The sequence below is a fragment of the Oricola nitratireducens genome (assembly GCF_014904745.1).
Classification (GTDB): Bacteria; Pseudomonadota; Alphaproteobacteria; order Rhizobiales; family Rhizobiaceae; genus Oricola; species Oricola nitratireducens.
Genome location: NZ_JACZCS010000031.1, coordinates 123,441 through 149,998, shown reverse-complemented (window position 1 = coordinate 149,998; position 26,558 = coordinate 123,441). Strand labels below are relative to the sequence as shown.

General features: G+C 65.2%; 27 protein-coding genes. 12 read left to right on the top strand and 15 right to left on the bottom strand.

The window, feature by feature from the left end; all coding sequences use genetic code 11:
* From IG169_RS15795 to IG169_RS15785, 3 genes are all read right to left on the bottom strand, one after another.
* The gene (locus IG169_RS15795) at window positions 1–1,182 is read right to left on the bottom strand and encodes an acyl-CoA dehydrogenase family protein (protein ID WP_193177182.1); all 1,182 of its coding nucleotides are present in this window, start codon (window positions 1,180–1,182) and stop codon (window positions 1–3) included.
* Window positions 1,182–1,433 carry an acyl carrier protein gene (locus IG169_RS15790; protein WP_193177181.1) on the bottom strand — a complete coding sequence of 84 codons (252 nt, stop codon included), beginning with the start codon at window positions 1,431–1,433 and terminating at the stop codon, window positions 1,182–1,184. Before IG169_RS15790 ends, IG169_RS15795 begins: the two co-directional genes overlap by 1 nt.
* Window positions 1,434–1,597: 164 nt before the next feature.
* Complete coding sequence (locus IG169_RS15785; RefSeq protein WP_193177180.1) at window positions 1,598–2,233, bottom strand: cation efflux transmembrane domain-containing protein; 636 nt, start codon at window positions 2,231–2,233, stop codon at window positions 1,598–1,600.
* Between the two features lie 83 nt (window positions 2,234–2,316).
* On the opposite strand from IG169_RS15785, the gene IG169_RS15780 reads away from it, so the two are divergent.
* The gene (locus IG169_RS15780; RefSeq protein ID WP_193177179.1) at window positions 2,317–2,730 is read left to right on the top strand and encodes a MerR family transcriptional regulator; all 414 of its coding nucleotides are present in this window, start codon (window positions 2,317–2,319) and stop codon (window positions 2,728–2,730) included.
* Window positions 2,731–2,734: 4 nt separating this feature from the next.
* Here IG169_RS15780 and IG169_RS15775 read toward each other — a convergent pair whose 3' ends face one another.
* Window positions 2,735–3,346, bottom strand: coding sequence for a LysE family translocator (locus tag IG169_RS15775; protein ID WP_193177178.1), 612 nt, complete (start codon window positions 3,344–3,346; stop codon window positions 2,735–2,737).
* 50 nt (window positions 3,347–3,396) lie between these two features.
* Here IG169_RS15775 and IG169_RS15770 point away from each other — a divergent pair, with 50 nt between their 5' ends.
* Window positions 3,397–4,242: a helix-turn-helix transcriptional regulator gene (locus IG169_RS15770; protein WP_193177177.1), complete on the top strand. Its 846-nt coding sequence runs from the start codon at window positions 3,397–3,399 to the stop codon at window positions 4,240–4,242.
* Window positions 4,243–4,244: 2 nt separating this feature from the next.
* Here the strand turns inward: IG169_RS15770 and IG169_RS15765 are convergent, their stop codons facing one another.
* Together IG169_RS15765 and IG169_RS15760 are read right to left on the bottom strand one after the other, a co-directional pair.
* Window positions 4,245–5,312 (bottom strand): dipeptidase, encoded by a 1,068-nt coding sequence (locus IG169_RS15765; protein ID WP_193177176.1) that lies wholly within the window; start codon window positions 5,310–5,312, stop codon window positions 4,245–4,247.
* Between the two features lie 39 nt (window positions 5,313–5,351).
* Complete coding sequence (locus IG169_RS15760) at window positions 5,352–6,095, bottom strand: gamma-glutamylcyclotransferase (RefSeq protein ID WP_193177175.1); 744 nt, start codon at window positions 6,093–6,095, stop codon at window positions 5,352–5,354.
* On the opposite strand from IG169_RS15760, the gene IG169_RS15755 reads away from it, so the two are divergent.
* From IG169_RS15755 to IG169_RS15745, 3 genes are read left to right on the top strand one after another with little or no spacing between them, the layout of a single operon-like run.
* Complete coding sequence (locus tag IG169_RS15755) at window positions 6,094–6,252, top strand: hypothetical protein (RefSeq protein ID WP_193177174.1); 159 nt, start codon at window positions 6,094–6,096, stop codon at window positions 6,250–6,252. The genes IG169_RS15760 and IG169_RS15755 overlap by 2 nt on opposite strands.
* 59 nt (window positions 6,253–6,311) lie before the next feature.
* Window positions 6,312–6,815, top strand: coding sequence for a MarR family winged helix-turn-helix transcriptional regulator (locus IG169_RS15750; RefSeq protein WP_210326051.1), 504 nt, complete (start codon window positions 6,312–6,314; stop codon window positions 6,813–6,815).
* Complete coding sequence (locus IG169_RS15745; RefSeq protein ID WP_193177173.1) at window positions 6,808–7,488, top strand: GNAT family N-acetyltransferase; 681 nt, start codon at window positions 6,808–6,810, stop codon at window positions 7,486–7,488. The genes IG169_RS15750 and IG169_RS15745 overlap by 8 nt, the downstream gene beginning before the upstream one ends.
* Window positions 7,489–7,509: 21 nt before the next feature.
* Here the strand turns inward: IG169_RS15745 and edd are convergent, their stop codons facing one another.
* Genes edd through zwf form a run of 3 tightly spaced genes read right to left on the bottom strand, consistent with a single transcriptional unit; the run spans window position 7,510 to window position 11,562 of the window.
* Window positions 7,510–9,330: a phosphogluconate dehydratase gene (gene edd, locus IG169_RS15740; RefSeq protein ID WP_193177172.1), complete on the bottom strand. Its 1,821-nt coding sequence runs from the start codon at window positions 9,328–9,330 to the stop codon at window positions 7,510–7,512.
* Window positions 9,331–9,373: 43 nt separating this feature from the next.
* The gene (gene pgl, locus IG169_RS15735) at window positions 9,374–10,087 is read right to left on the bottom strand and encodes a 6-phosphogluconolactonase (RefSeq protein ID WP_193177171.1); all 714 of its coding nucleotides are present in this window, start codon (window positions 10,085–10,087) and stop codon (window positions 9,374–9,376) included.
* Between the two features lie 5 nt (window positions 10,088–10,092).
* Window positions 10,093–11,562, bottom strand: a complete 1,470-nt coding sequence (gene zwf / locus IG169_RS15730) for a glucose-6-phosphate dehydrogenase (protein ID WP_193177170.1) — start codon at window positions 11,560–11,562, stop codon at window positions 10,093–10,095.
* Between the two features lie 158 nt (window positions 11,563–11,720).
* On the opposite strand from zwf, the gene IG169_RS15725 reads away from it, so the two are divergent.
* From IG169_RS15725 to corA, 7 genes are all read left to right on the top strand, one after another.
* Window positions 11,721–13,208, top strand: a complete 1,488-nt coding sequence (locus IG169_RS15725) for an aldehyde dehydrogenase family protein (RefSeq protein ID WP_193177169.1) — start codon at window positions 11,721–11,723, stop codon at window positions 13,206–13,208.
* Window positions 13,209–13,246: 38 nt separating this feature from the next.
* Entirely contained in the window at window positions 13,247–13,735 is a 489-nt protein-coding gene (locus IG169_RS15720; protein WP_193177168.1) for a cupin domain-containing protein, read from the top strand.
* Between the two features lie 30 nt (window positions 13,736–13,765).
* Window positions 13,766–14,515, top strand: coding sequence for an SDR family oxidoreductase (locus IG169_RS15715; RefSeq protein ID WP_193177167.1), 750 nt, complete (start codon window positions 13,766–13,768; stop codon window positions 14,513–14,515).
* A gap of 81 nt (window positions 14,516–14,596) precedes the next feature.
* Window positions 14,597–16,372 carry an SLC13 family permease gene (locus IG169_RS15710; RefSeq protein ID WP_193177166.1) on the top strand — a complete coding sequence of 592 codons (1,776 nt, stop codon included), beginning with the start codon at window positions 14,597–14,599 and terminating at the stop codon, window positions 16,370–16,372.
* 87 nt (window positions 16,373–16,459) lie between these two features.
* Window positions 16,460–16,894 carry a hypothetical protein gene (locus IG169_RS15705; RefSeq protein ID WP_193177165.1) on the top strand — a complete coding sequence of 145 codons (435 nt, stop codon included), beginning with the start codon at window positions 16,460–16,462 and terminating at the stop codon, window positions 16,892–16,894.
* Window positions 16,895–16,979: 85 nt separating this feature from the next.
* Entirely contained in the window at window positions 16,980–18,107 is a 1,128-nt protein-coding gene (locus tag IG169_RS15700) for a beta-ketoacyl-ACP synthase III (RefSeq protein WP_193177164.1), read from the top strand.
* A gap of 101 nt (window positions 18,108–18,208) precedes the next feature.
* On the top strand, window positions 18,209–19,180 hold the full coding sequence (gene corA / locus IG169_RS15695; RefSeq protein ID WP_193177163.1) for a magnesium/cobalt transporter CorA: 972 nt from the start codon (window positions 18,209–18,211) through the stop codon (window positions 19,178–19,180).
* Between the two features lie 116 nt (window positions 19,181–19,296).
* Here corA and IG169_RS15690 read toward each other — a convergent pair whose 3' ends face one another.
* The 6 genes from IG169_RS15690 to IG169_RS15665 all read right to left on the bottom strand — a co-directional run bounded on the left by IG169_RS15690 (window position 19,297) and on the right by IG169_RS15665 (window position 26,503).
* Window positions 19,297–20,031, bottom strand: coding sequence for a PAS domain-containing protein (locus IG169_RS15690; RefSeq protein WP_193177162.1), 735 nt, complete (start codon window positions 20,029–20,031; stop codon window positions 19,297–19,299).
* A gap of 213 nt (window positions 20,032–20,244) precedes the next feature.
* On the bottom strand, window positions 20,245–21,843 hold the full coding sequence (locus IG169_RS15685; protein WP_281435940.1) for an OmpA family protein: 1,599 nt from the start codon (window positions 21,841–21,843) through the stop codon (window positions 20,245–20,247).
* A 163-nt stretch (window positions 21,844–22,006) separates the two neighbouring features.
* Window positions 22,007–23,302 carry an NAD(P)/FAD-dependent oxidoreductase gene (locus IG169_RS15680; RefSeq protein WP_193177161.1) on the bottom strand — a complete coding sequence of 432 codons (1,296 nt, stop codon included), beginning with the start codon at window positions 23,300–23,302 and terminating at the stop codon, window positions 22,007–22,009.
* Between the two features lie 10 nt (window positions 23,303–23,312).
* Window positions 23,313–24,758: a glutamine synthetase family protein gene (locus IG169_RS15675; protein WP_193177160.1), complete on the bottom strand. Its 1,446-nt coding sequence runs from the start codon at window positions 24,756–24,758 to the stop codon at window positions 23,313–23,315.
* A gap of 345 nt (window positions 24,759–25,103) precedes the next feature.
* Window positions 25,104–25,778 (bottom strand): helix-turn-helix domain-containing protein, encoded by a 675-nt coding sequence (locus IG169_RS15670; protein ID WP_246717411.1) that lies wholly within the window; start codon window positions 25,776–25,778, stop codon window positions 25,104–25,106.
* Window positions 25,779–25,795: 17 nt separating this feature from the next.
* Window positions 25,796–26,503, bottom strand: coding sequence for an acyl-homoserine-lactone synthase (locus IG169_RS15665; protein ID WP_193177158.1), 708 nt, complete (start codon window positions 26,501–26,503; stop codon window positions 25,796–25,798).
* Window positions 26,504–26,558: the final 55 nt, after the last annotated feature.

The window sequence follows — 26,558 nt, the reverse complement described above, 5'->3', positions numbered from 1 at the left end:
TCACCCCAAAAGGCTGGTGTCTTGTTTATGCACGAGCAGCATATTCGACGTGTTGCCGAGGATGCGGTCGTTCGAGATCATCAATTGCGCCGAATGGGCATCGCGCAGATGCCGGCCGAGGCTGAAGGGCGTGCCGTTCTTGTAGCCGAGGATGCCGCAGATCAGCATGCAGTGGTTGATGATCGTGAGGATCGTCTGCGAGGAGGCGATCTTGACGTTGTTCATCGCGACCGCGAAGGCCATCGACGACAGCTTTTCCTCGTCAGCCTGGGCCGCCTCGAACTTTTCGAGCGCGGCCTGGACGTTCGATTTGACGAGCTGCAGCAGGCTCGACACTTCGGCGAGGCGCAGCGCGCCCGGCGGAACCGTGCCCGGCTGCTTGCGGGCGGCGCCGCGCACGAAGGCCTGGGCGCGGTTCACCGCGTCGGCGGCGATGCCGTACCAGACGGCGCTCCACAGGATATGCGAATTGGCAAGCATCGACTGGGCCGCGATTTCGGCGAACGGTTTCGGCAGGATCTGTTCGGCCGGCGCTTCCGCCTTGAACAGGAAGCCGTCGGAGCAGGTGCCGCGCATGCCGAGCGTGTCCCAGACATGGGTCTTTTCCAGCGTGTACTGGCCCTTCAGGAACACGGTCATCACCTGGTCGGACCCCGCAGCGTCCGCATGGGCGCGCGAGGTTACCAGGATGGCGTCGGCCTGCTCGCCGTAGGAGATGACGGTGGCGTCCTTCTCCAGCCGGCAGGTGTCGCCGTCGACCTCGATCGCGCAGATCGAGTTGCGCAGATTGCCGCCGATGCCGCCTTCCGTGGTCGCCGAGCCGAGCAGAAGCTGTTCCGCGGCGATCCGCTTCATGAAGTCCTGGTGCCAGGATGCGTCGACGCCGTGCGACACGACGCTCGACGCCTTGATCTGGTGCATCGAGAACGTCATCGCCGCGGCCGCGCAGGCCTGGCCGAGGATCGAGCAGATTTCGGCGATCTCCGCGGTCGAGGCGCTCTCGCCGCCGAAAGCGGCCGGGATCTGGATGCCGAGCAGGCGTTCCGCCTTCATCGCGTCGATGGATTCTTGGGGGAATCTCCCCTTGGCGTCGACGTCATCGGCATGTTTCGAGGCGACGGCCGCCACGCGGCGCGCGCGCTCGACAAGGCTCATGGCCTTGATTTCGGAGATCTTGTTCATCACGCCACCTGGCTGTCGGGGGCGATCGACGAGATGGCGGCGGTGATGGCCGCGATCGACTGGAACGATTTCCGGTTCAGGAGGTTCTCGGGGAATTCGACATCGAACTCGTCCTCGAGCGCCAGCATCAGCTGGACCGAGGCGAAGGACGACAGGCCTGCCTCGTAGAGATCGGCATCGTCGGCAAGGGTTTCGACGGATACCGGCAGGCCGCCGTGTTTGGAAAGCAATTCCCGAATGGTGGAGTTCATGCCTTTATTTCCCCGTTTTGATACGCGCCGTTGGCCCGGCACGCTTGTTGTCCTTGGGGAACGCAATAGGCGATTTTCTATAAAACCAGCTTAAGGCGGATGGTTAATTCCGCTTAACCGTGCGCGGACCGGCCTGGCCGGATTCGGGGCATTCCGGATGTCCGTCAGGGCCGTTGCGTAACGGTTACGCCCGTTTCGCGTTTTTCGGCCAGCGCGTGCGTGATGATCTGCCACGACGACGACAGGAACAGCGAGGCCATGACGGCGGCGACGATCAGGTCCGGCCAGCCGGTCGCGGTGCCCCAGACGCCGAGCGCGGCGGCCATCACCGCGACATTGCCGATCGCGTCGTTGCGCGAACACAGCCACACCGAACGCACATTGGCGTCGCCGTCCTTGTAGGCCATCAGCAGCAGCACGCTGGTGACATTGGCCGCAAGCGCCATGAAGGCGACGATGCCCATCACCTCGGCTTCCGGAACGCCATGGACGAAAACCCGCCACGCCGTCGAGCCGAGCACCCACAGGCCCATGGCGAGCAGGCTCGCGCCCTTGACCAGCGCGGCATTCGCGCGCGTCGATGCCGCCGCTCCGATCACCGCCAGCGAAATGCCATAGGTCGTCGCATCGCCGAGGAAGTCGAGCGCGTCGGCTTTCAGGGCCTGCGAGCCGGCAAGCTGGCCTGCAACCATCTCGACGGCGAACATCGCCGCATTGATCGCGATGACCATCCACAGCCGGCGCTTGTAGTCCGCCGACATGCCGTCGAATGTCTTGTTCTCTGTGCAACCGCAACTCATCGCGGGCTCCCTGCCGGGCTCCTTGTTTTGCCTTTTTGTCAATGTAACATCTATAGCCGCTATAGCTTCAAGGGGAGATCTCCATGCTGTCCATCGGCGAAATGTCGCGCCGTTCCGGCGTCAAGGTGCCGACCATCCGCTATTACGAGCAGATGGGCCTGATCGATGCGCCCGAGCGCTCGGCCGGCAACCAGCGCCGCTATACCAGAAAGGAACTCGACCGGCTGACCTTCATCCGCCATGCGCGCGATCTCGGTCTCTCGCTCGAGGCGATCCGCGAACTCGTCCGCCTCAGTGAACATCCAGACATGCCCTGCGCCGAGGCCCATGTCATCGCCACCGCGCATCTCGCCGCGATCCGCGAGCGCATCGCCCGGCTCAAGCGGCTGGAGAAGGAACTGACCCGCATCGAGGCGGCCTGCCACGCCGACCACGTCGGCGACTGCAACATCATCCAGGTTCTCGCCGACCACGCCCTGTGCGAGAGCGAGCACTGAGCCTTCAAACGGCCAGTTTTCCGAACAGGATCGGCAGCGTCGAGGCGAGCAGCAGCACGGCCATCGCGATATTGAACGCGTGCGCGCGGCGCGGCGCGTGCAGGAAGCGGCTGAGCCAGGTGCCGAAGATGATCCACAGCGTGGTGGCGAAAAGCGCCACGCCGGCCATGATCGCCGCGCCGGCGGCGACGGTCGGAAAGCCGGCGCTTTCGGGCATGTAGGTCGCCGCCGCGCTCATCGCCGCCGCCCAGGATTTCGGATTGACCCACTGGAAGGTGACCCCGGTGCCGAAACCGAGAATGGTGAGATCGTCGTGGTCGCGCTTCAGCGGCCCGGCCGTGGCGATCTTCCAGGCGAGCCATAGCAGGAACGCCGCCGACAGCACGCGCAGCGCCAGTGCCAGCGCGGGCAGGGCGGCGAAAGCCGCGCCGAGTCCGAGCCCGGTCGCGGCGAACAGCACCGCCATGCCGACGGCGACGCCCGCGGCAAGCGGCAGCGAGCGCCGCGTGCCGAAGCGTACGCCGGATGCGAGCATCATCATGTTGTTCGGGCCGGGTGTTGTGGCCATGATCAGGCAGAACACTGTATAGGATAAAAGCAGGTCGTGGCCGTTCATCGCGCATGTCCGTTTGAGCTTCTATCTTGCTGGGGAAGGGACCTCCGATCTTGTCGAAAAGTGACATGGTGACGATACCGTCCGACCCGGCCTTCGAGTCGCCGAACGATCGCGCCCGCTTCCGCCGCATGCCCGGATTTTCGGCCGTCGACCTGATGGACGCGTCATTTCGCGATCACCATTTCGCGCCCCACACCCATGACGTGCTGATGCTCGGCATCATGCGAGAGGGCGCCATGCGCTTTATGCGGGAAGGCGTGATGGAAACGATCGGACCGGGTGGCATCACCGTCATCAATCCCGGAGATGTCCACACCGGCGGCCGCTGCGCCGGCGAGAGGCTCGTTTATACCGGCATCTATGCTCCCGATCCCGTCCTCGCCAAGGCCGATCTCGGCGGCGGCCTGTCATTTGCCAGGGGCGTCGTGATCGACCCCGAATGCTGGCGGCTTCTCCTGCGCGCGACGGCGCCGGCGGCCGATCCGCTGGCCGCCCAGGAAGACATTCTGGAAGGGCTCTCCCGCCTCGGCCGTCACGGCGACCGCCGGCCGCCGCGCCAGGATCGCGCCTGTTCCGCCTCCGCCGCCCGCGCCGTCGACTATGTGCACGCCCATTACGCCGAGGCCTTCACCATCGAGGATCTGGCGGGCCTCGCCGGCATCACGCCGCGCCACATGATCCGCTCCTTCCGCAAGGCGACCGGCATGCCGCCGCATGCCTATCTGCGCCAGGTCCGCATCGAGCACGCCCGCGCACTTCTCCTGGACGGCATGCCGCTCGCCGAAATCGCGCTGGCGACGGGTTTCGCCGACCAGCCGCATTTCACCAAGGCCTTCCGGCAGATCTTCGGAACGACGCCGGGGCGCTACCGCACGGATGTCGCGCGCGCCTCGTAATCCTATCCGCGCAGCGTGCGCTCCAGGCAGGCAAGCCAGTTGTCGCGCGCCAGCTTCGCGAGCAGCGCGTCGTCGTAGCCATGTTCCCGGAACACCTCGAACAGCTTCTGCACGCCGGTCACGTCGCCGATCGGTTTCGGCACGATGCAGCCGTCGAAATCCGAGCCCAGACCGACATGGTCTTCGCCCAGATGCTCGATCAGATGGTCCGTGTGCCGCAGCAACTCGTCCCAGCCCATCTCCGGCGAAGCCCGCCCGTCCGCGCGCAGATAGAAGGTCGCGAAATTCAGCCCGACGAGGCCGCCGGTTTCGCGGATCTGCGCCAATTGCCGGTCGGTCAGGTTGCGCGGCGAGGCGCTGAGCGCATGCGCGTTGGAATGTGTCGCGACCAGTGGCGCGTCGGAAAGCGCGGCCACGTCATCGAACCCGGCCTGGTTCATGTGCGACAGATCGATCAGGATGCCGAGTTCGTTGCACAGCCGGACAAGATCCTTGCCGGCATCGGTCAGGCCGGGACCGGTGTCCGGGGTGCCGGGAAACTTCATCGGAACGCCATGCCCGAAAATCGTCGGCCGGCTCCACACCGGCCCGAGCGAGCGAAGCCCCATCTCGTGGAAGAGATACAGGGCGTCGAGGTCCGGCCCGATCGCCTCGGCGCCTTCCATGTGCATCACGCCGGCGATGATGTTTCTTTCCATGGCCGAGCGGATCTCGGCGGCCGTGCGGCAGACCTTGAAGTCGTCCGGCGCCGAGCGTTCCATCCAGTGCAGCAGCCCCGCCATCGTCAGCGCGACGGGTTGTGCGGTCTCGTGCGGCATCAGGTCGGGAAGCGGAACGTCATAGGGCGGGCTGGACATCGCCGCGCCCGGATCGGGCGGCGGACCTTTCGAGGCCGGCGGCACGAAGATCGCGAAAAGGCCGCCGGCAAAGCCGCCCTCCTTCATTCGCGCGAGGTCGAGATGCCCCTTTTCGCGCGGGCCGAACCAGACCTCGTCGCGCGGTTCCTTCGCCATCATCAGGCGCAGCAGGAAATCATTGTGTCCGTCGAAGAACGGTATGCGGTCTGTCATCGGATGTCCTTGGAATGCGGTGTGCCGGCCGGCGCGTTTTCAGGGAGCCTGGAGCGATTTCATGTAGGATTCGGTGTCACGGAGCAACGCCGAGACGTCCTCGTCCTCGATGCCCAGCGCCGCGAAATGGCTCGCGATGTTTTCAAGATACTCCAGGCTAGTCCCGAGGAATCCGGTTCCGGTCGCAAGATAGTGGATCTGTTCGTCGCGGGTCAGGCTGGCGTCGATGAGTTCGGCCTCGTGGTCCGCCACGAATGCGAGCGCCGGGACGCGCTCGCCCGAGACGACGGCGTCGACGAAGGTCGGTATGTAGGCGGGGCCGACCTTCTCGCGCCGCCATAGGACTTCCGTTTCCTCCTCGACATGGTCGTGGACAATCCTGAAAAGGAGCCCCTCGCAGCCCGGTCCCTTGTCGAGCGCGGCCATCAGGCCGGGCGCGTCGCGCGTCCCGCGTCCGCCAAGGATGTCCTTCAGGATGAAGCGCCGCGCGTAGCCTGGCACATGCGCACGCCGCACCTCGGCAAAGCGGAACGCCGGGTCCCACATCAGTGATCCGTAGGCGAAGACCCACAGGTCGCGGTCCCGGTTGCCGGCAAGCGCCTCGGCCCGTGAGGCCTCCCGTTCCTCGTCCGAATACCACCATCCACCCGGCAAGCCCTGCTCTTCGATTATTTTTGCCAGTCTCGCGGTCGTGAATGTCCGGAAAGACGACTGCAGCGGATCGACGATCTTTCCGCGCAGTTCGGGATGATGCGCGAATGGATCGGCAACAGGGGGCATCATGCGCTTCCTCGCGGTTGGGGCGTTGTCCGCCGACGATGTTGTATCCGAGATGCGCGGCGAAATCAGAAAAATGTCGGGCGGCATTGCGCCATTCCGTCTCCGCGAAGGGTCGAAACAAGGCTGGGCGAGCCGCGTTGCCGGTGCCGTCACCCGTTGACAAATCCGTATAAACATATCACGTTATATAACGTGTTATATTAATGGCGGGGCATGAGGATGATCAGGGATGTCACGAGGGAGCTCGGCTACCTGCCGCTCGGCAGCCGTTTGAAGCGCATAGGCGAACGCATGCAGGCCGAAACCGCGCGTTTCATGCAACAGGCCGGCATCGACGTGCCGCAAGGCGTCTGGCCGTTGCTGGTGACGCTGGATCAGGAAGGGCCGCTGACCGTCGGAAGCCTGGCCTCGGCGCTCGGCGTGTCGCAGCCGGGCGTGACCCGCAGCATCCGCCAGCTCGAGGCGGCCGGCATTGTCGAGGCGGTCCGCGAGGACGGCGATCAACGCCGCAAACCCGTGGCGATCACTAAAAAGGGCGCGGCGGTTCTGGCGAAGGCGCAGAACGATTTATGGCCGCATGTCGAAAACGCCGTGCGCGAGATGTGCCTGCCGCTCGACGGACCGATCCTTCGCCAGCTCGACAGGATCGAGGAGGAACTGGACCGGCTCCCGCTGGACCGCCGCGCCGCGGAGAAAAAGGAACAGGGAGGAGATCATGGCTGACCATCCGCTCGACCGGCCGGCATGGGCCGCATTGACATCCCGTCAGGCGCATTGGGCCGAGGGCGGTCCGGACGCCCTGCGATTTCCGTCCGACGTGTCGCCCTTCGCCGCGTCCCGCGATGACAGTCCGGAAAATCTCGCCAAACTGGCCGCGTTGACGCCGGAAGGGGGCGGCATCCTTCTGGCAAGGCGAGGAGGCGGCCCGATTCCGCCCGGGCTGGTCATCGAGGTCGAGGCCGAGATCGTCCAGATGCACGCCGTCGAACTCGTCGCGCCCGATCCTTCGCACGAGGTGATCCCGCTTGGCGACGCCGACGCGCCGGAGATGCTGGAACTGGCGACGATGACAAGGCCCGGCCCGTTTCTGCTGAACACCCACCGGCTCGGCCGTTTCATCGGTATCCGCCGCGAAGGGCGTCTGGCCGCCATGGCGGGAGAACGCCTGCATGCCGACGGCTACCGGGAGGTCAGCGCCGTCTGCACCCATCCCGATTTCCGCGGTCGCGGCCTTGCCGGCCTGTTGTCGCGCATCGTCGCGGACCGCATCGTGCGTGATGGCGAAACGCCGTTCCTGCATGCCTACACGACCAACGCGGCCGCGATCCGGCTCTACGAGCAACTCGGCTTTCGTTATCAGCGCACGATCACGGTGCAGTGGCTGAAGCGCGCCTGAGCGGCGCGGCCTGTCGCTTGGTTAAAACACGCTTGCGCCCTGGTCGGCGTGGCCCGCCACGCGGCGGAAGGTCTCGAACAGTTCCCGGCCCGTGCCGAAGGAATTGCCGGTGAGGTCCTCGCTTGCGGCATCGCGCGCCGTGAACTCATCTGCCGGAACCAGCACTTCCAGCGTGCCGGCGACGGCGTCGACGCGCACCATGTCGCCGTTCCGCACCCTGGCGATCGGCCCGTTGTCGAGCGCCTCCGGCGTCACGTGGATCGCCGCCGGCACCTTGCCCGACGCGCCCGACATCCGCCCGTCGGTCACCAGCGCCACCTTGTAGCCGCGATCCTGCAACACGCCCAGCGCCGGCGTCAGCTTGTGCAGTTCCGGCATGCCGTTCGCCTTCGGGCCCTGGAAGCGGATGACGGCGACGAAATCCTTTTCCAGTTCGCCCTTGCGGAAGGCTTCCTGCAGCGCCTCCTGGGTGTGGAAGATCACCGCCGGCGCCTCGATGACGTGGCGCTCCGGCTTGACGGCGGAGATCTTGATCACCGCCTTGCCGAGATTGCCGGTCAGCATCTTCAGCCCGCCATTGGTCTGGAACGGCGCGGAAATCGGCGCCAGGACCTTCTCGTCGCCGGATTTCTCCGGCGCCGGTTCGCGCACCACCGCCTCGCCGTCCAGTTTCGCCTCGATCATGTAGGGCTCCAGCCCCTTGCCGAAGACCGTGCGCACGTCGCGATGCAGATAGCCGCCGTTCGCCAGTTCGCGGATCATGAAGCCGAGCCCGCCCGCGGCATGGAAGTGGTTCACGTCGGCAAGCCCGTTCGGATAGACGCGCGCCAATAGCGGCGTCGTGTCCGACAGGTCGGAAATGTCCTGCCATGTGAGCTTGATGCCGGCCGCCGCCGCCATCGCGATCAGATGGATCGTGTGGTTGGTCGAGCCGCCGGTCGCGTGCAGGCCGACGACGCCGTTGACGATCGAGCGCTCGTCGATCATCTCGCCGACGGGCGTGAACTCGTTGCCGAGCGCGGTGATGGCGAGCGCGCGTTTCGCGGCTTCCCTGGTCAGCGCGTCGCGCAGCGGCGTGTTCGGGTTGACGAACGAGGCGCCCGGCATGTGCAGGCCCATGATCTCCATCAGCATCTGGTTGGAGTTCGCCGTGCCGTAGAAGGTGCAGGTGCCCGGCCCGTGATAGGAGGCGCTTTCGGATTCCAGCAGTTCCGCCCGGCCGACCTTGCCTTCGGCGTAGAGCTGGCGGGTCTTCGCCTTCTCGTCGTTCGGAATGCCGGTCGTCATCGGCCCCGCCGGGATGAACACCGCCGGCAGATGGCCGAAGGTCAGCGCCGCGATGACGAGGCCCGGCACGATCTTGTCGCAGACGCCGAGATAGACGGCGGCGTCGAACATGTCGTGCGACAGCCCGACGGCCGCGGCCATGGCGATCACGTCGCGCGAGAACAGCGACAGTTCCATGCCGTCCTGACCCTGGGTGACGCCGTCGCACATCGCCGGCACGCCGCCAGCCACCTGCGCAACGCCGCCGGCGTCGCGCGCCGCCTGCTTGATCAGCGCCGGGAAATTCTCGAACGGCTGGTGCGCCGACAGCATGTCGTTATAGGCGGTGATGATGCCGATATTCGGCACCACGTCGCCCTTCAGCGCGTCCTTGTCGTACGGGCCGCAGGCCGCAAACCCGTGCGCGAGGTTGCCGCAGGAGAGTTTCGAGCGTTTCGGCCCCTGCGCCGCGCGCGCATGCAGCCGCTCCAGATAGGGTTCGCGCGTCGGCCTGGAGCGTTCGCGGATGCGTTCGGTGACCTCGGCCACGGTTTTCTGCACGTCATGGATGCTCATGCTTCCGGCTCCCTGGCGAATTCGCTTTTCGTATGCGGGCGCGTCACGGCGCCCAGAAGACATGCACCGGCGTCTTGTCCTGGTGCAGCACGGCGCGCACCGGCATGGAAGCGGCGTCGACCCCGTCGAGCGCCGTCTCGAACACGTCGAGCTTTTCCTCACCCTCGATATGGAGCGCAAGGAACCGCGCGTCCAGCAGCGCCGGCAGCGTCAGCGTCAGCCGCGGTTCGCCCGCGCCCGCCGCCTGCATCGGCAGCACCCGGTCTTCGCGGTCCGTATCGAGCGCGTCGGCCAGCCGGTCGCCGTTCGGAAAGAACGAGGCGGTGTGCCCGTCCGTTCCCATGCCGAGGATCGCCGCGTCGAGCGGCCACGGCACGGCGGCGAATTGCGCCGCGCTCTTTTCGGCATTCTCGACCGGCGTCGCAAAGCCGGTCTCGAAGGCGACGAAATGCGCCTTTGCCGCATGTCCCGTGAGCAGCTTTTCGCGCACGAGCCGCTGGTTGGCGCGCTCCGAATTGGGCGGGGCGATGCGTTCGTCGACGAGGATCACCGTCACCCGGTCCCAGGCGATGTTGGTGTCGGACAATATCTCGAAAAGCCGTTTCGGCGTCGAGCCGCCGGAAACGGCGAGCGAAGCCTCGCCGCCTTCGGCGATCGCGCCGGCGAGCACCGCGGCGACGCCCGCCGCCAGCGCGATGGCCAGCGCCTCGCGGTCGGGATAGGTGTGGCGGTGAACACCGGCTTTCTCGTCACGCATGCCGGTCAGCCCTCGTGCCACGTGCGCCCGTCGCGTTCGATCAGGGCGATGGAGGCGGACGGGCCCCAGGTTCCTGCGGTATATTGCTGCACCGGCTGCTCGGTCGTTTCCCAGGCCTTCAGGATCGGGTCGACCCACGTCCAGGCGGCTTCCACCTCGTCGCGGCGCATGAACAGCGTCTGGTTGCCGCGGATCACGTCGAGGATCAGCCGCTCATAGGCGTCCGGATTGCGCACGTCGAAAGCCTCGGCGAAGCTCATGTCGAGCGGGACGTGGCGCAGCCGCATGCCGCCGGGGCCAGGATCCTTGATCATGATCCACTGTTTCACGCCCTCGTCCGGCTGCAGGCGCATCACCAGCTGGTTGGCGATCATCCGCCCCGCCGCCGGGCCGAAGATCGAGTGCGGCACCGGCTTGAACGAGACGACGATTTCCGAGACGCGCTTGGCCAGCCGCTTGCCGGTGCGCAGGTAGAACGGCACGCCGGCCCAGCGCCAGTTGGCGATCTCCGCCTTGATGGCAACGAAGGTTTCCGTGTTGCTCTCGCCGCCTTCCAGTTCCTCCAGATAGCCTTTCACCGGGCCGCCATTTGAGGCGCCCGACGAGTACTGGCCGCGCACGGTCATCCGTTCGACATTGCCCTCGCGGATCGGCTCCAGCGAGCGCAGGACTTTCAGTTTCTCGTCGCGCACCGCGTCGGCATCCATCGAGGAAGGCGGCTCCATCGCGACGAGGCAGAGCAGCTGCAGCATGTGGTTCTGTACCATGTCGCGCAGCGCACCGGCCTTGTCGTAATAATCGGCGCGGTTTTCCAGCCCGACCGATTCCGCCACCGTGATCTGCACGTGGTCGATATGGGCGGAGTTCCACAGCGGTTCGTAGAGGGCATTGGCGAAGCGCAGCGCCATCAGGTTCTGCACCGTCTCCTTGCCGAGATAGTGGTCGATGCGGAAAATCTGGTTTTCCGCGAACACCTCGCCCAGCGTGTCGTTGAGCGCGTGGGCGGAATCGAGGTCCCTGCCGATCGGCTTCTCCACCACGATGCGCGTTTCCGGCGTGATCAGGCCATGCGCCTGCAGCCCGGTGGCGATGTCGCCGAACAGCGACGGCCCGACGGCGAGGTAATAGGCGCGCTGCTTGCGCGAATCGGCGTCGAGAAGGCCCTTCAGCACGTCCCATCCGCGATCCGATTTCGCGTCGATGGAGACATAATGCAGCTTGGACAGAAACCGCGCGACCTCCCCGTCGTCGAGCGGCTCCTTGATGTATTGCTTCAGCGCCTCATGCGCGAAATTGCGGTAGTCGTCGTCGCTCATCTCGGCGCGCGAGACGCCGTAGATGCAGGTCGGATCGACGATCTGGCCGTCGACCTGGCGGTGATAGAGCGCCGGCAGGAGCTTGCGCTCGGCGAGATCGCCGGTTCCCCCAAAGACGACATAGTCGAAGGGATCGACGGGGATGATCTGTGCGGACATGGAGTTTCCTGTCAGTCGAGAGGAGTCGGTCGGACTATAATCTAATCGATTTAAAAGTTCCAGATCGAATCCGGAAATTTCTAGCGGCTGCTGCTGTCTGTGGTAAATCTGCGATGACGAACATCCGCCACGGCCGTGAGTTTGCAGGGAAACACGACATGCTCAAGACACCGGACACGAAACTGCTGCGTACCGTCGCCCAGGACCGCGCCGCCCTCAATATCATCGCCGGAAAAATGGTCGGCGCGCAATCCGGAGCGCGAATCGAGATTGCCTGTCCGTCTGACGGCAGGGTATTCGCATCGATTCCGCGCAGCGGGCAAAGCGACGTCGATGCGGCGGTCCGCGCCGCCCGGCAGGCCTTCGACGCCGGACCGTGGAGCCGCATGACCGCGACGGAGCGCGGCCGCATCCTGACCAGGCTCGGCGAACTGGTCGCCGAAAACCGCGACGAACTCGCCGCGCTCGAATCCCGCGACACCGGCAAGCCGGCCCGCCAGGGCGCAGCCGACGTGGCGGCAACGATTCGCTATTACGAATATTACGGCGGCGCCGCCGACAAGGTGCACGGGTCGCAGATTCCGTTCCTCGACGGCTACACGGTCTTCACCACCCGCGAACCGCACGGCGTCGTCGCCGGCATCATTCCGTGGAACTATCCGCTGCAGATCCTCGCCCGCGTCGCCGGCGCGGCGCTCGCGATGGGCAATACACTGGTGATCAAGCCGGCCGAGGACGCCTCGCTGACGACGATCCGTATCGCCGAACTGGCGCTCGAGGCCGGCTGTCCGCCCGGCGTCTTCAACGTCGTGACCGGCTATGGCGGCGAGGCGGGTGCGGCGCTGGCCGGTCATCCCGGCGTCGATTACGTCACCTTCACCGGCTCGCCCGCTACCGGCACGGCGATCCAGTCCGCCGCCGCGCAAAACAACCGCGGCGTGACGATGGAACTCGGCGGAAAATCGCCGCAGGTGATCTTCGCCGACGCCGATCTGGACGCCGCGCTTCCCGTCGTCGTCAACGCGATCATCCAGAATGGCGGCCAGACCTGCTCGGCGGGCAGCCGCGTGCTGGTCGAAAGGCCGGTCTTCGCCGAATTCACCGCCGAACTTTCCCGGCGTTTCGCCGCCCTCGTCGCCGAGCCGCATTGTGCGGACGGCGATCTCGGGCCGCTGATAAACGTCCGGCAGGCACAGCGCGTCGCCGCGATGATCGCCGACGCGCAGGCCGCCGGCATTCCCGTTCTCGCGAAAGGTGGCGTCGCCGACGACGCGCCCGACGGCGGCTACTACCAGGCGCCCGTCCTGTTCGGTCCGGTCGATCCGGCCGCCGTATTGGCGCAAGAAGAGGTTTTCGGACCGGTCCTGGCCGCCTTTCCCTTCCAGGGCGAGGAGGAGGCGGTTCGGCTTGCCAATGGCACCGATTATGGCCTCGTCGCCGGCGTCTGGACCCGCGACGGCGGCCGCCAGCACCGGGTGGCGAAACGCATTCGCGCCGGCCAGGTCTATGTCAACGGCTACGGCGCCGGCGGCGGCATCGAACTGCCATTCGGCGGTTTCGGCAAATCCGGCCACGGCCGCGAAAAGGGTTTCGAGGCGCTGATGGACATGTCGGCGACCAAGACCACGATCTTCAATCACGGCTGATCCGTATCGGCCTGACAAGTCATTCCGGAGAGGTATCGATGTCGGACGAGAAATATCTGGTGGCCCGCGAGGAGATCGAGGACATGCCGGGGTTGAAAAAGACCCATTTCCTCAATCCCGATGCGGTGCGGATAAACAAGTCGCTGGGTGATGAAACGGGACTGACCGGCCTCGGATTTCACATCATCGAGGTCGGGCCGGGCCACGACACGACTGAGCACCATGTCCATCATTACGAGGACGAGTGCGTCTATGTCCTGTCCGGCGAAGCGACGGCCCATATCGGCGAGGAGTCATTCCCCGTGAAGGCCGGTGATTTCATTGGCTATCGCAAGGGCGGTCTCGCCCATTCGATCACCAACACCGGCTCCGAAACCTTCCGCTGCATCGTGGTCGGCGAACGTCTGGCGCACGACGTCGGCGATTATCCCCGGCTGAAAAAACGCATCTATCGCAATGCCGGGATGAAATGGAACCTTGTCGATCACGAGCATATCGGAGAGCCTGTAGCCGGCGCGAAGAAGTAGACTCGTTTGGTGGAACCGGGGAGAGGCGAATTGGCAAGGCTTGCAGGCAAAACGGCGGTCGTGACGGGCGCCGCATCGGGTTTCGGCGAGGGGATGGTGCGGCGTTTCGCCGAGGAGGGCGCGAATGTGATCGTCGCCGATCTCGATGGCGACCGCGCCGACGTCGTCGCCTCCGAAATCGGCGACAGTGCCGTGGCGCTCACCTGCGACGTGTCGGTCAAAGCCGATGTCGACCGCATGGCCGCGACCGCGCTCGACCGCTTCGGCCGCATCGACATCATGGTCAACAATGCCGGCTATACCCATCGCAATGGCGACATGCTCGGCGTTGGCGAGGACACCTTCGATCGCATCTTCGCCGTCAACATGAAGGCGATCTACTACGCGGCGCTCGCCGTCGTGCCGGTGATGGAGACGCAGGGCGGTGGCTCGATCATCACCACTGCTTCCACGGCCGGCCTGCGCCCGCGGCCGGGCCTGACCTGGTACAATGCCTCGAAGGGCTGGGCGATCACCGCCACCAAGTCGATGGCAGTCGAACTGGCGCCGAAGAACATCCGCGTCAACTGCCTCTGCCCCGTCGCCGGCGAGACCGGCATGCTGGCGCAGTTCATGGGCGAGGACACGCCGGAGAAACGTGACCAGTTCCGCGCCTCGATCCCGCTCGGCCGCCTGTCGACGCCGCTCGACATCGCCAACGCCGCGCTGTGGCTCGCCTCCGACGAGGCCGAATTCATCACCGGTGTGGCGCTGGAGGTCGATGGCGGCCGCTGCATCTGAGCGCGGGGCCGTGTCGGGCGGAACGAACATCCGCGCGGGCCGTTGTCGCGTCGAAACGCCGGAAAACCATACGGGAGCGCCATGACCGGCGATCAGATCTTCCTCTTCGCCCTTTTCGGGATCGCCTTCGTCTTCTTCGTCTGGGGGCGCATTCGCTACGACCTCGTCGCCTTCACCGCGCTGCTCGTCGCCGTCGTCGCCGGCCATGTCGCGCCGGAAGCCGCTTTCGCGGGCTTCGGTCATCCGGCCGTCGTCATTATCGCGCTGGTGCTGATCGTCTCGCGCGGTCTCGTCAATTCCGGCGCGGTCGAGCGGATCGCCCGCATCGTGGTCGATGCCGAACGCCCGATGCCCGTCCATATTGCGGTCATGGCCTTTGTCGGCGCCGCGCTCTCCGCCGTCATCAACAATGTCGCGGCGCTTGCGCTCCTGATGCCGCTCGACCTCGAGGCCGCCGCCAAGGCGAAGCGGTCCGCTTCGCTGACGCTGATGCCGCTGTCCTTTGCCACCATCCTCGGCGGCATGATCACGCTGATCGGCACGCCGCCCAATATCGTCATCGCGCAATATCGCGAGCGCGCGCTGGGCGAACCGTTCTCCATGTTCGACTTCGCCCCGGTCGGCCTGGCGGTGTCGGTCGTCGGCATCGCCTTTGTCGCGCTTGCCGGCTGGCGCCTGATCCCGGCGCATGAGCGCGCGGTCCCGGTCAAGGCCGACGAGGATGCCGGCCTCTATGTCGCCGAGGCCCGCGTCAAGGACGGCTCGAAATCGTCCGGCAAGAAGGTGCACGAGCTCTATCCGCTCGCCAATGACAACGACATCGCGATCATCGGGCTGATCCGGCGCGGCAAGCGGCGGCCTGGCTTTTCGCGTAACGAGACGCTCGCCAAGGGCGATTTCCTCGTATTGGAGGGCGATCCGAAATCGATCGAGGCCTTCATGGGCGCCGCAGATCTCGATTTTTCCGGGTCCGAGAAACATGCCGGCGGCGTCGCCGGCCCGTCGCTGATACTGGTCGAGGCGATCGTTCCCGACAATTCGCGCATCGTCGGGCGTTCCGCCATGGACATGCGCCTGCAATACCGCCACGGGATCACGCTGCTTGGCGTTTCGCGTAGCGGCCGGCGGTTCCGCGACCGCGTGCGCAACCTGACGATCCAGCCGGGCGACGTCCTGCTGCTGCTCGGGCCGGAGGAACGCATCGGCGACATCGCCCAGTGGCTCAACGTCCTGCCGCTCGCCGAGGGCAGGACGCAATTGCTCCAGCGCGGCAAGGCGACCATGGCCATCGCCGCCTTCGCCGCCGCCATCGCGGCCGCGGTCCTGGGTTTCGTCTCGCTCGACATCGCGCTCGGCCTCGTCGTCGTTTCCTATGTCCTGATGGGATTGCTGAACGGGACCGAAGTCTACGAGGCCGTCGACTGGCGGGTGATCGTGCTGCTCGGCTCGCTCATCCCGCTGGGCTTCGCGCTCGAGGATTCCGGCGGCACCAAACTGATCGCCGAGACCATCGTCGCCAACACATATGGCGCGCCAGCCTGGGTCGTCCTCGCCGTGCTGATGGTCATCACCATGACGCTGTCGGATTTCCTCAACAATGTCGCGACCACGCTGATCGCGGCGCCGATCGGCGTCGGTGTCGCCAATGCCTTCGGCGTCAATCCGGATCCCTTCCTGATCGGCGTCGCGGTCGCGGCGTCATGCGCGTTCCTGACGCCGATCGGGCACAAGAACAACACAATCATCATGGGGCCGGGCGGCTATCGCTTCGGCGATTACTGGCGCATGGGCATTTTCCTGGAACTGATCGTCCTCGTGATCGCCATCCCGGTCATTCTCCTCGTCTGGCCGCTGTAACGGGGCATCCTGCCGCAAGATCGCCCGATTGCCGCCGCGAGGCTGCTGGAATTGACGAATAACGCGATCTGGGAAAGGAATCGGGACATGGCCATACAGGAAGCGATGATCGTGCTGAGCCTGCTCGGCTGCGACGACAGCGGGACGCAGTGCGAATATCTTCAGACCTCCGACACCCGTTTCGAGACCGTCGAGGCCTGCAGCGCGGCGTCCGATGCCTTTCTCGCGGCGAGCCAGGACGAGGACTATCCGGCCGTGGTCGCGATCTGCGCGCCCGCGCTGAAAACGGCGGGACGGCCCGTCCCGCCGGAAGCGCCGCAGGAAGGAACGCCGGTCGAACCCGCCGCCGAACTCAACGAGCCGGGATTTCTGAAACGCGTCGCCACGGCGATCGCCGACGTGACGCCGACGCGCGAAACCATCGAAAAGCCGATCGGCGCGGCCGCGGACGGCGTCGTCCGGGTCGGCGACGCCCTCATCGTCGGCGTCAAGCGCGTCGCCGGCGCGGTCAATCCGTTCTGATCGTTCAAGCCTGTCCAGCTTGCCATTGAATTGACGCGCCGAAGGGCCTATGCCGCCGCAACCATTTTGGGAGGCGCGGGCTTTCATGCACACAGTGTCGATTTCCGGGACCGGCGTTTTCACGCCGGAAGAAAAGATTTCCAACGCGGAACTGGTCTTGGCGTTCAACGCCTATGCGGACCGGCAGAACGCGCTCCATGCCGAGGCCATCGCGCGCGGCGAGATGGAGCCCGTGCCGCATTCGAACGAGGATTTCATCGTCAAGGCGTCCGGCATCGAGAGCCGTTACGTCCTCGACAAGACCGGCACCCTCGATCCTGAGATCATGCATCCCGTGCTGCGCGAGCGCTCCGACGAGGAGCTCTCGGTGATGGCGGAAATGGCTCTGAAGGCGGCGACGATCGCGCTTGAACGGGCCGGACGCACCGTCGCCGACATCGACGCGGTAATCTGCGCCGCCTCCAATCATGAGCGCGCCTATCCGGCGATCGCCATCGAGATCCAGAATGCGCTCGGCATTGAAGGCTTCGCCTTCGACATGAATGTCGCCTGCTCGTCGGCCACCTTCGGCATTCAGGCCGCAGCCGACATGATCCGCTGCGGTTCCGCCCGCGCGATCCTGATGGTCAATCCCGAGATCTGTTCGGCGCATCTCGAATGGCGCGACCGCGACTGCCACTTCATTTTCGGCGACGTCTGTACCGCCGTGGTCCTGGAGCGCGCCGATCTCGCCACCGCGCCTGGCCGCTACGACATCGTCTCGACGCGTTGCCTGACGCAGTTCTCCAACAATATCCGCAACAACAATGGCTTCCTGCGCCGCACCCGCGAGGGCCACATGCAAGACCGCCGCGACATGCTGTTTCGCCAGGAGGGCCGCAAGGTCTTCAAGCAGGTCGTGCCGATCGTCTCCGAGCTGATCCTCGGCCATCTGGCGGACCAGGACCTGAAGCCGCAGGACCTGTCGCGCCTGTGGCTGCACCAGGCCAACAAGGGCATGAACGACCTGATCGGCGCCCGCGTTCTCGGCCGCACGCCGGAGCCGGGCGAACAGCCCAACATCCTGCAGGACTATGCCAACACCTCCTCGGCAGGGTCGATCATCGCCTTCTCGAAATACTCCGACGATCTGAAACCGGGCGATGTTGGCGTCATCTGCTCCTTCGGCGCCGGCTATTCGGCCGGCAGCGTCATCGTCCGCAAGGCGGCCTGAGCCGGATTGTTTTCCTGTCCGTTTGGGGTCATGCGCAATTCGCGAGAATGCGTTATGGCTGGATTCGCCTGTGAACTCGCGACGATGGACGGTACGCGCCGATGATCCGTGGATACATGAACGAGGCGGGACGCCTGCACCCGGTGGACGACACTCTGGAGCCCTTCGAGGCCGTTGTCTGGATCGATGTCGTCGATCCGAGCGCCGAGGAGGAAAAGCTGCTGGAGGATCGCCTCGGCATCGACGTCCCTACCATGGAGGAAATGGAGGAGATCGAGATTTCGTCGCGGTTGTACTCGCATGACGGCGCGTCCTTCATGACGGCGATATTGCCGGCGCGCGCCGATGGCGACTATCCGGAGATGGCGCCGGTCAGCTTCGTCCTGGCCGGAGACCGGCTGATCACCGTGCGCTATCACGAGCCGCGCGCCTTCCAGACCTTTCCCGCCCGCGCCGGCAAGGTTCGCCTCGGCTGCGAGAGTGGAGAGGGCGTGCTGATGGCGCTGCTGGAGGCGATCGTCGACCGGCTGGCCGACATTCTGGAGCGGGCGGGGCGCGATATCGACGGCATCTCGCGCGGCGTGTTCAAGCGGACCGGCGGCAAGCCGACCAAGACCAGGGATTTCCAGACGGTTCTGGAAAATCTCGGCCGCAAGGGGGATCTCACCTCCAATATCCGGGACAGCCTCGTGACGCTCGAGCGGCTGGCGGGCTTTCTTGGCCAGGTGGCAATTCAGCGCAAGAGTTCAAAGGACATGCGCGACCGCGTCAAGACGCTCTACCGCGATATCCGCTCCCTGGCCGATCATGTCGGCTTCCTGTCGCAGAAGATCACCTTCCTGCTCGACGCCACGCTCGGCATGATCAGCATCGAGCAGAACGCCATCATCAAGATCTTCTCCGTCGCCGCCGTGGTGTTCCTGCCGCCGACCCTCGTCGCGTCGATCTACGGCATGAATTTCCATTTCATGCCCGAGCTGAGCTGGCCGTTCGGATACCCCTTCGCGATCGGGCTGATGATCCTCTCGGCGATCCTGCCCTTCCTCTATTTCAAGCGTCGCGGCTGGCTCTGAGCAATTCCGGGAAAAGCGGAAACCGGTTTTCCGTCAGGAATTGCGTGAAAACAGACAGTTGGAGAGGTTCATCGATTCCGTGAAACGATGAACGCCTCCAATTGACCCTTGCGCGGTCAGACCCGGTTTTCTTCCGCCGAGCGGACGGGATCGTCGAAACCGTTGGTGAGGTCGCGCATGAGCACCACCGCGCCGAGCACGTCATTGTCGGCGTCGCGCTGCGCCAGCATCCGGCACTCCATGAGCTGGCGCCCGTGGCGCTTGCTGTCGAGGTAGTAGTAATAGCACTGGTCCTCGCCGCCGAAGCATTTGTCGAAATAGCGCTTGGCGCGCTTTTCGTAACGTGCGTTGCCGATCAGCTCCGAGACATGCCTGCCGCAAATTTCCCGTGCCGGCATGTCGTGGTACCGCCCGTTAGCCGGCGACACGTAGGTATAACGCAGGTCCTTGCCAAAGGCCGCGATGCGGAGATCGGTCTTTTCGATCATCGCGGTGAAGTCGGTCGTTTTTTCCGGTTTCTTGATCAGCTGGCCGCCCGGGCCGACCGGTATCTCGACCTGGTTGTGCGCCGCCGGTGTCTTGGCGATGTACCGCGTGACGATCGCCCGCAGGTCCGAAAAAAGCGTATCGACCGGGGCGATATCCGAAGCCAGCGAAATCGACTCCATGAAGAACTCGATCTGCATGAGCTTGTCGGAAGGCGAGGTAGCGACGTGCTCCCGGATGATATTGCGAAGCCAGTTCATCCGGATGTCGTACTCGCGGATGCTCGCCACACGTTCTGCCTTGATGGCTTCGTGCAGCGCTCTTTCGCACACCCGGTATTCACTGATGAGTGACGGCAATTTCATGACGCCGGACTTTCCTCCCCCGGAAACAGATTCCAAAATATGCATGTAACATATATCTATTCGCGGTCAATTGAGTGACGCGTGGGAAATTGTTCCAAAGTAGAACACATTTGGCTCAGAAGCCCCCTGTTTGCTTCTCTCCCCATGTCTCGCGATGCAAAAGGCGGGGCCATCGCCCCGCCTTTTTCGCGTTTTGCTTCCCGGAACCCGCTTTTATCTGTGCGCCGACAGCAACGGCGTGATGTTGCGGAGGGTCACGCGCCGGTTCTGCTGCTCGGCCTGTTGCGTGTCCACTTTCAGGAATTGCTCACCGTAACCCTGAACGACCAGGTTCTCCGGCGGCACGCCGTAGCGCGACGACAGGATCCAGGCCACGGTTTCGGCCCGACGGTCCGACAGCGCCAAGTTGTAGACGTCCGAACCGACGGCGTCCGTATGGCCCTCGACCAGCAGCACTGTGGACGGATCCTCGTCGATCAGCGCCAGCGTGGCGCGCGCGATATCCTCGAGCAGGGGCACCTGGCTCTCGCGCACGATCGCGGACCCGGTCTCGAAGGTGATCGTGTCGAGATCGACGCGGCGCACCTTGGCGCGAAGACGCTCGTTTTCGCGCACCTCGCGCAGCGTATAGGCATTTTCGACCGCGTCGACCGGCGGCGCGGCGAATGTGTCGTAAATCGCCTGCCGGTCGGCGCGCCGTGCCTGCACGATGTAGCGATCGCGCGGAATGTCGACATGAAGCGGCGGCAGCCGGTTGCCGTAATCGACGCGGCGGCTGTCGTCGCGGCCGCGATTGTCGATCAGCACGATTTCGCGCCCGTCGGGCAGGATGCGCGACCTGCGCAGGATGTAGCCGCCCTCGTCGCGCACCGTCTCGATGCGCACGCCGTTGCGGCGCGTGACGGTTTCGAGGGTCCGGCCGCCGCGCAGCCGCTGCACGGTCACCTCGGCGTCGCCCTCGCGCAGCAGGCTGCTCTCGTCCTTGCGCACGTAATATTGGCCGTCGCGCTCGACGATGATGCGATCGCCCTCGTCCCCGACGACCTTGCCGCCGAGCGCCGGAATGAGCGCGCCGATGACCGCACCGACCGCCGCCGCGCCGAGCAGTTCGCCGCGGCGCTGGCGCGCGTCTTCGCGCCGTTTGGTTTCCTCGGTCTGGATCTTGGCCCGCTGCTTGTCCGTCACCTCGTCGGGTACCACGAGGGTCGGCTTCTCGGGCTCGCTCACCTCGACCGGTTCGCCGGCGGGCGCGGCGGTTTCCGGGCTGGCGGTCTCGGCCGCCGGCTGCTCGGTCTGCATCTGTTCGCCGGACTGCTCGTCCGGCGCTGGCTGCTCGGCGGGAGCCTGTTCGTCCGCTGGCTGTTCCGTCGCAGGCTCTTCGGCGGCGGGCTGCTCTTCCACGGGTTGACTTTCCCCGGCGGCCGGTTGTTCAGCCGGCGCAGCTTCCTCAGTGGCGGGCTGTTCGGTTGTTTCCTGCGCCGGCGGCTGTTCCGCCGCCGGTTGCTCGGCCGGCGCTTCCTGTGCTGCAGGCTGCTCCGGCGCGGGTTCCTCCATGGTTGGTTGTTCCGGTACCGGTTGCTCCGCGGCGGGTTCTTCTGCAGGTGGTCGTTCGGTCGCGGGCTGTTCGGCTTCGGCCGGGGCTTCTTCAGCGGGCGTAGCCTCGGCGCAGGCGGGGTCGTCCGGGTCGGTCTCGCAATTGACCGTCTCGCCGTTACCCTGCTGGGCAAGGGCGAGGTTCGCAGGCGAGGTGACGCCAAGGGCGAGCACCAGCGCGAGCGCGGTGGAATTCTTCAGGATTGTGGGTTTTCCCATGATTCATGGCCTCTTTTTGGCATGCCCCTTCTGGTCCGCGCCCTTAGGGACGGCGACGACGTCAGATAAGAACGTGCCACTGCGGCAAATGTTCCGCCGCGAGGTCACAAACATCGATGGGTAGACACCGGGCGTGATCACGCCCGGTGGAATTGAATCCGGCTCAGATGCGGTCGAGCATCGCGTACCAGGTCAGCGCCAGCGTCAGCATCGGCTTGCGGAAGCGGCGGCCGCCGGGGAAGGCCGGGACCTTTAGCTCGCGCAGGATCTGCAGCGTGTCGCGGTTGCCCGTCACGGCGTCCGCATAGAGCTTGCCGGTATAGTTCGACAGCATTACGCCATGGCCGGAAAAGCCGCCCGCCGCCGTCACGCCCGGCATGACCTCGCGCACGAAAGGCTGGCGCGGCAGCGTGATGCCGACGGACCCGCCCCAGGCATGCGTGATCTCCACATCCGCCAGTTCCGGATAGAGTTCGGCGATCTGCTTGCGGATATGGGTGGAGATGTCGAGGGGATTGTCGGCCGTATAAGCCTCGCGGCCGCCGAACAGCAACTGGTTGTCGCCGTATTTGCGGAAATAGCGCACCACGAAACGGGAATCGTCGACCGATTCCCCGCCCGGAATGATCCTGGCCGACAAGTCCGGCGAAAGCGGCGCCGTCGCGCCGATGAAGGACCGGATCGGCATGACATGCGCCGCTGATACGGGCTCGAGCTTTTCCGAACCATAGGCGTTGACGGCAAGGAAGGCGCGATCCGCCGTGATGACGCCCCTGTCGGTCGTCACCTTCACCTTGCCGCCTGCCTGTGCAAAGGCGGTCGCCTTGGTGTTCTCGAACAGATGCGCACCGTTCTTCGCCGCCACCTGCGCCGTCCCGACAACGAGGCGCAGCGGATGGATGTGGCCGGTCTCGGTATCGCGGATGCCGCCGTGGTAATAGTCGCTGCCCAGCCGTTCGGCGGTCTCCGCGCGCTCCATGAAGGTGATGTGCGGATAGTCGAACCGTTCCGCCATGATCTCGGCGTGGCGGCGGTAATCGTCGATGTAGCGGCGTTTGTGGATCACCGAGAGCTGGCCCGGCTGGAAGCCGATGTCGATGCCGTTCTCGGCGGCGAAATCCTTGACGTGGTGCTTGGCGCCCTCGGCGAGATCGAACAGCGCCTTGGCGCGCTCGAAACCGAGCGAGGCTTCCAGTTCCTCCGCCCAGGCGCGCTGGCCGGTGCCGAACTGGCCGCCATTGCGCCCCGAGGCGCCGTCGCCGAAGCGGTACGCCTCGATCAGCACGACATTGACGCCGGCCTTGGCGAGTTGCGCCGCGGCCGACAATCCGGTGAAGCCGCCGCCGATGACGGCGACGTCGCAGGTCCGGTCGCCGTCGAGCGCCGGATATTCCGGACGCTCGCCGACTGTTGCCTCGTACCAGGAAAAGCCTGGCGAGATCGGGCTCTGATAGGTCATGGTCTGGAACTCACACGTTGAGGAGCAGGTATTCCCGTTCCCACGGGCTGATCACCCGCATGAAGGTTTCGAACTCGCCGCGCTTGACGCCGGCAAGCGTCGCGGTGAACTCGCGGCCGAGAATGTCGTCGAAGTCGCGCTCCTCGTCGAGAAGCGAAACTGCCTCCAGCAGGCCGCGCGGCAGCGATATCTTGCCCTCGTTCGCACTCTCCGCCGTCGGGCTGGTCGGCACGATGCCCTTGACCATGCCGAGATAGCCGCAGGCGAGCGACGCCGCGAGCGCCAGGTAAGGGTTGGCGTCCGAGGATGGCAGCCGGTTTTCCAGGCGCCGCGCCACAGGTCCCGAGGTCGGCACCCGGAACGCGGTCGTGCGGTTGTCGTAGCCCCAGGCGGTGTTGACCGGCGCGGCCATTTCCGGCGTCAGCCGCCGGTAGGAGTTCACATAGGGCGCCATCATCACCAGCGCTTTCGGGATATAGTGCTGCATGCCGCCGATGAACGAGCGGAACAGTTCCGTCTCCGAGCCATCCTCGGCGGAGAAGATGTTCTTGCCGGTCTTGATGTCGACCACCGACTGGTGGATGTGCATCGCATTGCCGGCCTCGCCCTGCATCGGCTTGGCCATGAAGGTGGCGTACATGTCGTGTTTCAGCGCCGCCTCGCGGATCGCGCGCTTCATCAGGAACACCTGGTCGGCGAGCGCCACCGGATCGCCGTGGCGCAAATTGATTTCCAGCTGCGACGGGCCTTCCTCGTGGATCATCGTGTCGATCTCGAGGCCCTGTGCCTCGCAGAAATGGTAGATGTCGTCGATCAGTTCGTCGAATTCGTTGACGCCGGCGATGGAATAGGCGTGACCGCCCGAAATCGGCCGGCCCGAGCGCCCGACCGGCGGTTGCAGCTGGTAGTCCGGATCGGTGTTGCGCGCGACGAGATAGAATTCCACCTCCGGCGCGACGATGGCCTTCCAGCCCTTGTCGGCATAGGCCTTGACCACGCGTTTGAGCACGTTGCGCGGCGTGTAGATCACGTCCTTGCCGTCGGCGTCGACAATGTCGCAGATCACCTGCGCCGTCGGGTCGCTTTCCCACGGCACCACCGAAAGCGTGGAGAGATCCGGCATCAGCTTCAGGTCGCCGTCATGCGGATCGTAGCGAAAATCGCCTGTTTCTTCCGGGTATTCGCCGGAAATCGTCTTGCGGAACAGAGCCGAGGGCAGCGCCAGCGAGGTTTCGGAGGTGAATTTCTTCGACGGCATCATCTTGCCGCGCGGCACGCCGGCGAGGTCAGGCGTGATGCACTCGATATCCTCGATGCCGCGCCATGCCAGCCATTGCTCGGCCTGCTTCCAGTCGGCGACGCCGTATTTGTTTTCCAGAAACGCGGGCTTCTTTGCCCTCGGTTTCGAGGAGGCGGAGCGCTTGGCTCCGCCGGTCTTGCTTATATCCTTGGCCATCAATCACCAGTTTGTTGCGGTTGACAGCTTATACGCCGGGCGATGGTGGGCTGGGAAGGGGGGCGCGGTCTTCTGCCACAAGCCGTAAGGTAAGGCGCACGAATCGGGCAAGCGCCGGCTCGCCGCTTGAAGGCGGGATAGCAGGGGCCGCCAGCGGCTTGCCGCTTGAGGGCGGGATAGCAGGGGCCCGCCAGCGGCTTGCCGCTTAAGGGCGGGATAGCAGGGGCCCGCCAGCGGCTTGCCGCTTAAGGGCGGGACAGAGGAGCCCCGCGACCCCTTTGGCGCGATCCACTCCGGCAGGGCTCTGGCGAGCGCCGTGCCCCTCGGACAGATGGGCGGCCGGCCTTACACCGGCCGTTCGATCAGGCCGAGCCGCAATGCCTTGGCGACCGCGTGCATGCGGTTGCTGGCGCCGAGCTTGCGCGCTGCGCTGCCCAGATAGTGGTTCACCGTATGCGGCGACAGGTCGAGAATGATCCCGATCTCCTCCGACGTCTTGCCTTCCGCCGTCCAGGCGAGGCAGGACTGCTCGCGGGTCGAGATACGCGGCTGGTCGCCGCCATTCTTGACGCCCGGCAGGGCATCCGCGCCCTCCATGATGCAACGGCTCGCCAGATACATCTCCGCGATCGCGGCGAATGGTTTCTGTTCAACCGAAAGACAGGCGATGACCAGCTGGCCATGCGCCTTGGGGCAGGCGGGAAAGGCGTAGATGAAGGCTGAGGCCCCGCCGATCCGCCATGCCGGGATCATCATCGGCAGGGTTTCCGTGTGGCCCTTGCCCGCCACAGCCTGTGTCGCCCGGTCGATAACGGCATCGGCGAGGACGGGATCGATGCTGTGGGCGGCCAGCGCCTCGCCTTCCGGCTTCATTTCGCTGGCGCGGATCTTGAAAAGGATCGCGCCGTCGCCGCCATATTGCCGGCAGAGCGTTTCCAGGGAGGCGGAGAGCGTGTCGCCCCCCGCGCAGGGAATCTGCCAATTCGAGGCGATTTCCCGCATTGTGAGTGGTGTGGACATTGGACGGACCGCGACAGTCATATCGCATTCGTCCACGCCGTGCCGGCGGGGGCGGGCGAACCGATCATCCAGGCCCCGCCTTTCACCGGCTGGCGTGAACGTCTGGCGGAGTTCTTGACATAGAGTTGCGCCATGCCGGTCTTGTCGCGCATGCCGTCGATGGTCGTGCGGCTGACTTCGAACAGACCGCAGCATACCGGCCTGCGTCCGTAGCCGTCGGCTTTGCCGATCTCGATCAGCGGCGCGCCGGCCCGGTTGTAGATTCGCTTCATGTGCGGCTCGTAATTGGAAACCAGCGTATGGATGCCGTGCTCCAGCGCGCATTCGCCGAGCGCCACCAGCATCATCGCCATGGCGTCCTGCGGCGCCACGTCCGGAAGGCCGTGTGCGATCTCGTCGGTGTCGACGCACATGCGCGTGCCTTCCCAGATAACCGGATGACACAGATCGATGTCGGTCGGATAGGTGGAGCGGAAGACGTCGTTGAGCAGCGTCGGCCCGGTCGTCGGCAGCAGCCGCAGCGAACCGTAGAGCGTCGTCTGGTCCTCGTCGGTCCACAGCAGATAGGCCGGCTTGAGATCGTCATAGCCGTCGCGCTCGACATCGCCGTCAACCGGCACGTCCCAGCCGAGTTCGTCGAAGAACACGCGTTTTCTCAGCCTGAACATCTGGTCGAGGAGGGTGCGGTGCTTGTTGTAGTCTGTCGCCTGCACGAGAAAGAACATCGTTTTGGCCCCATGTTCGTTGCGGAATGGTCGCCAGTATGAAGCGCAGGGCATT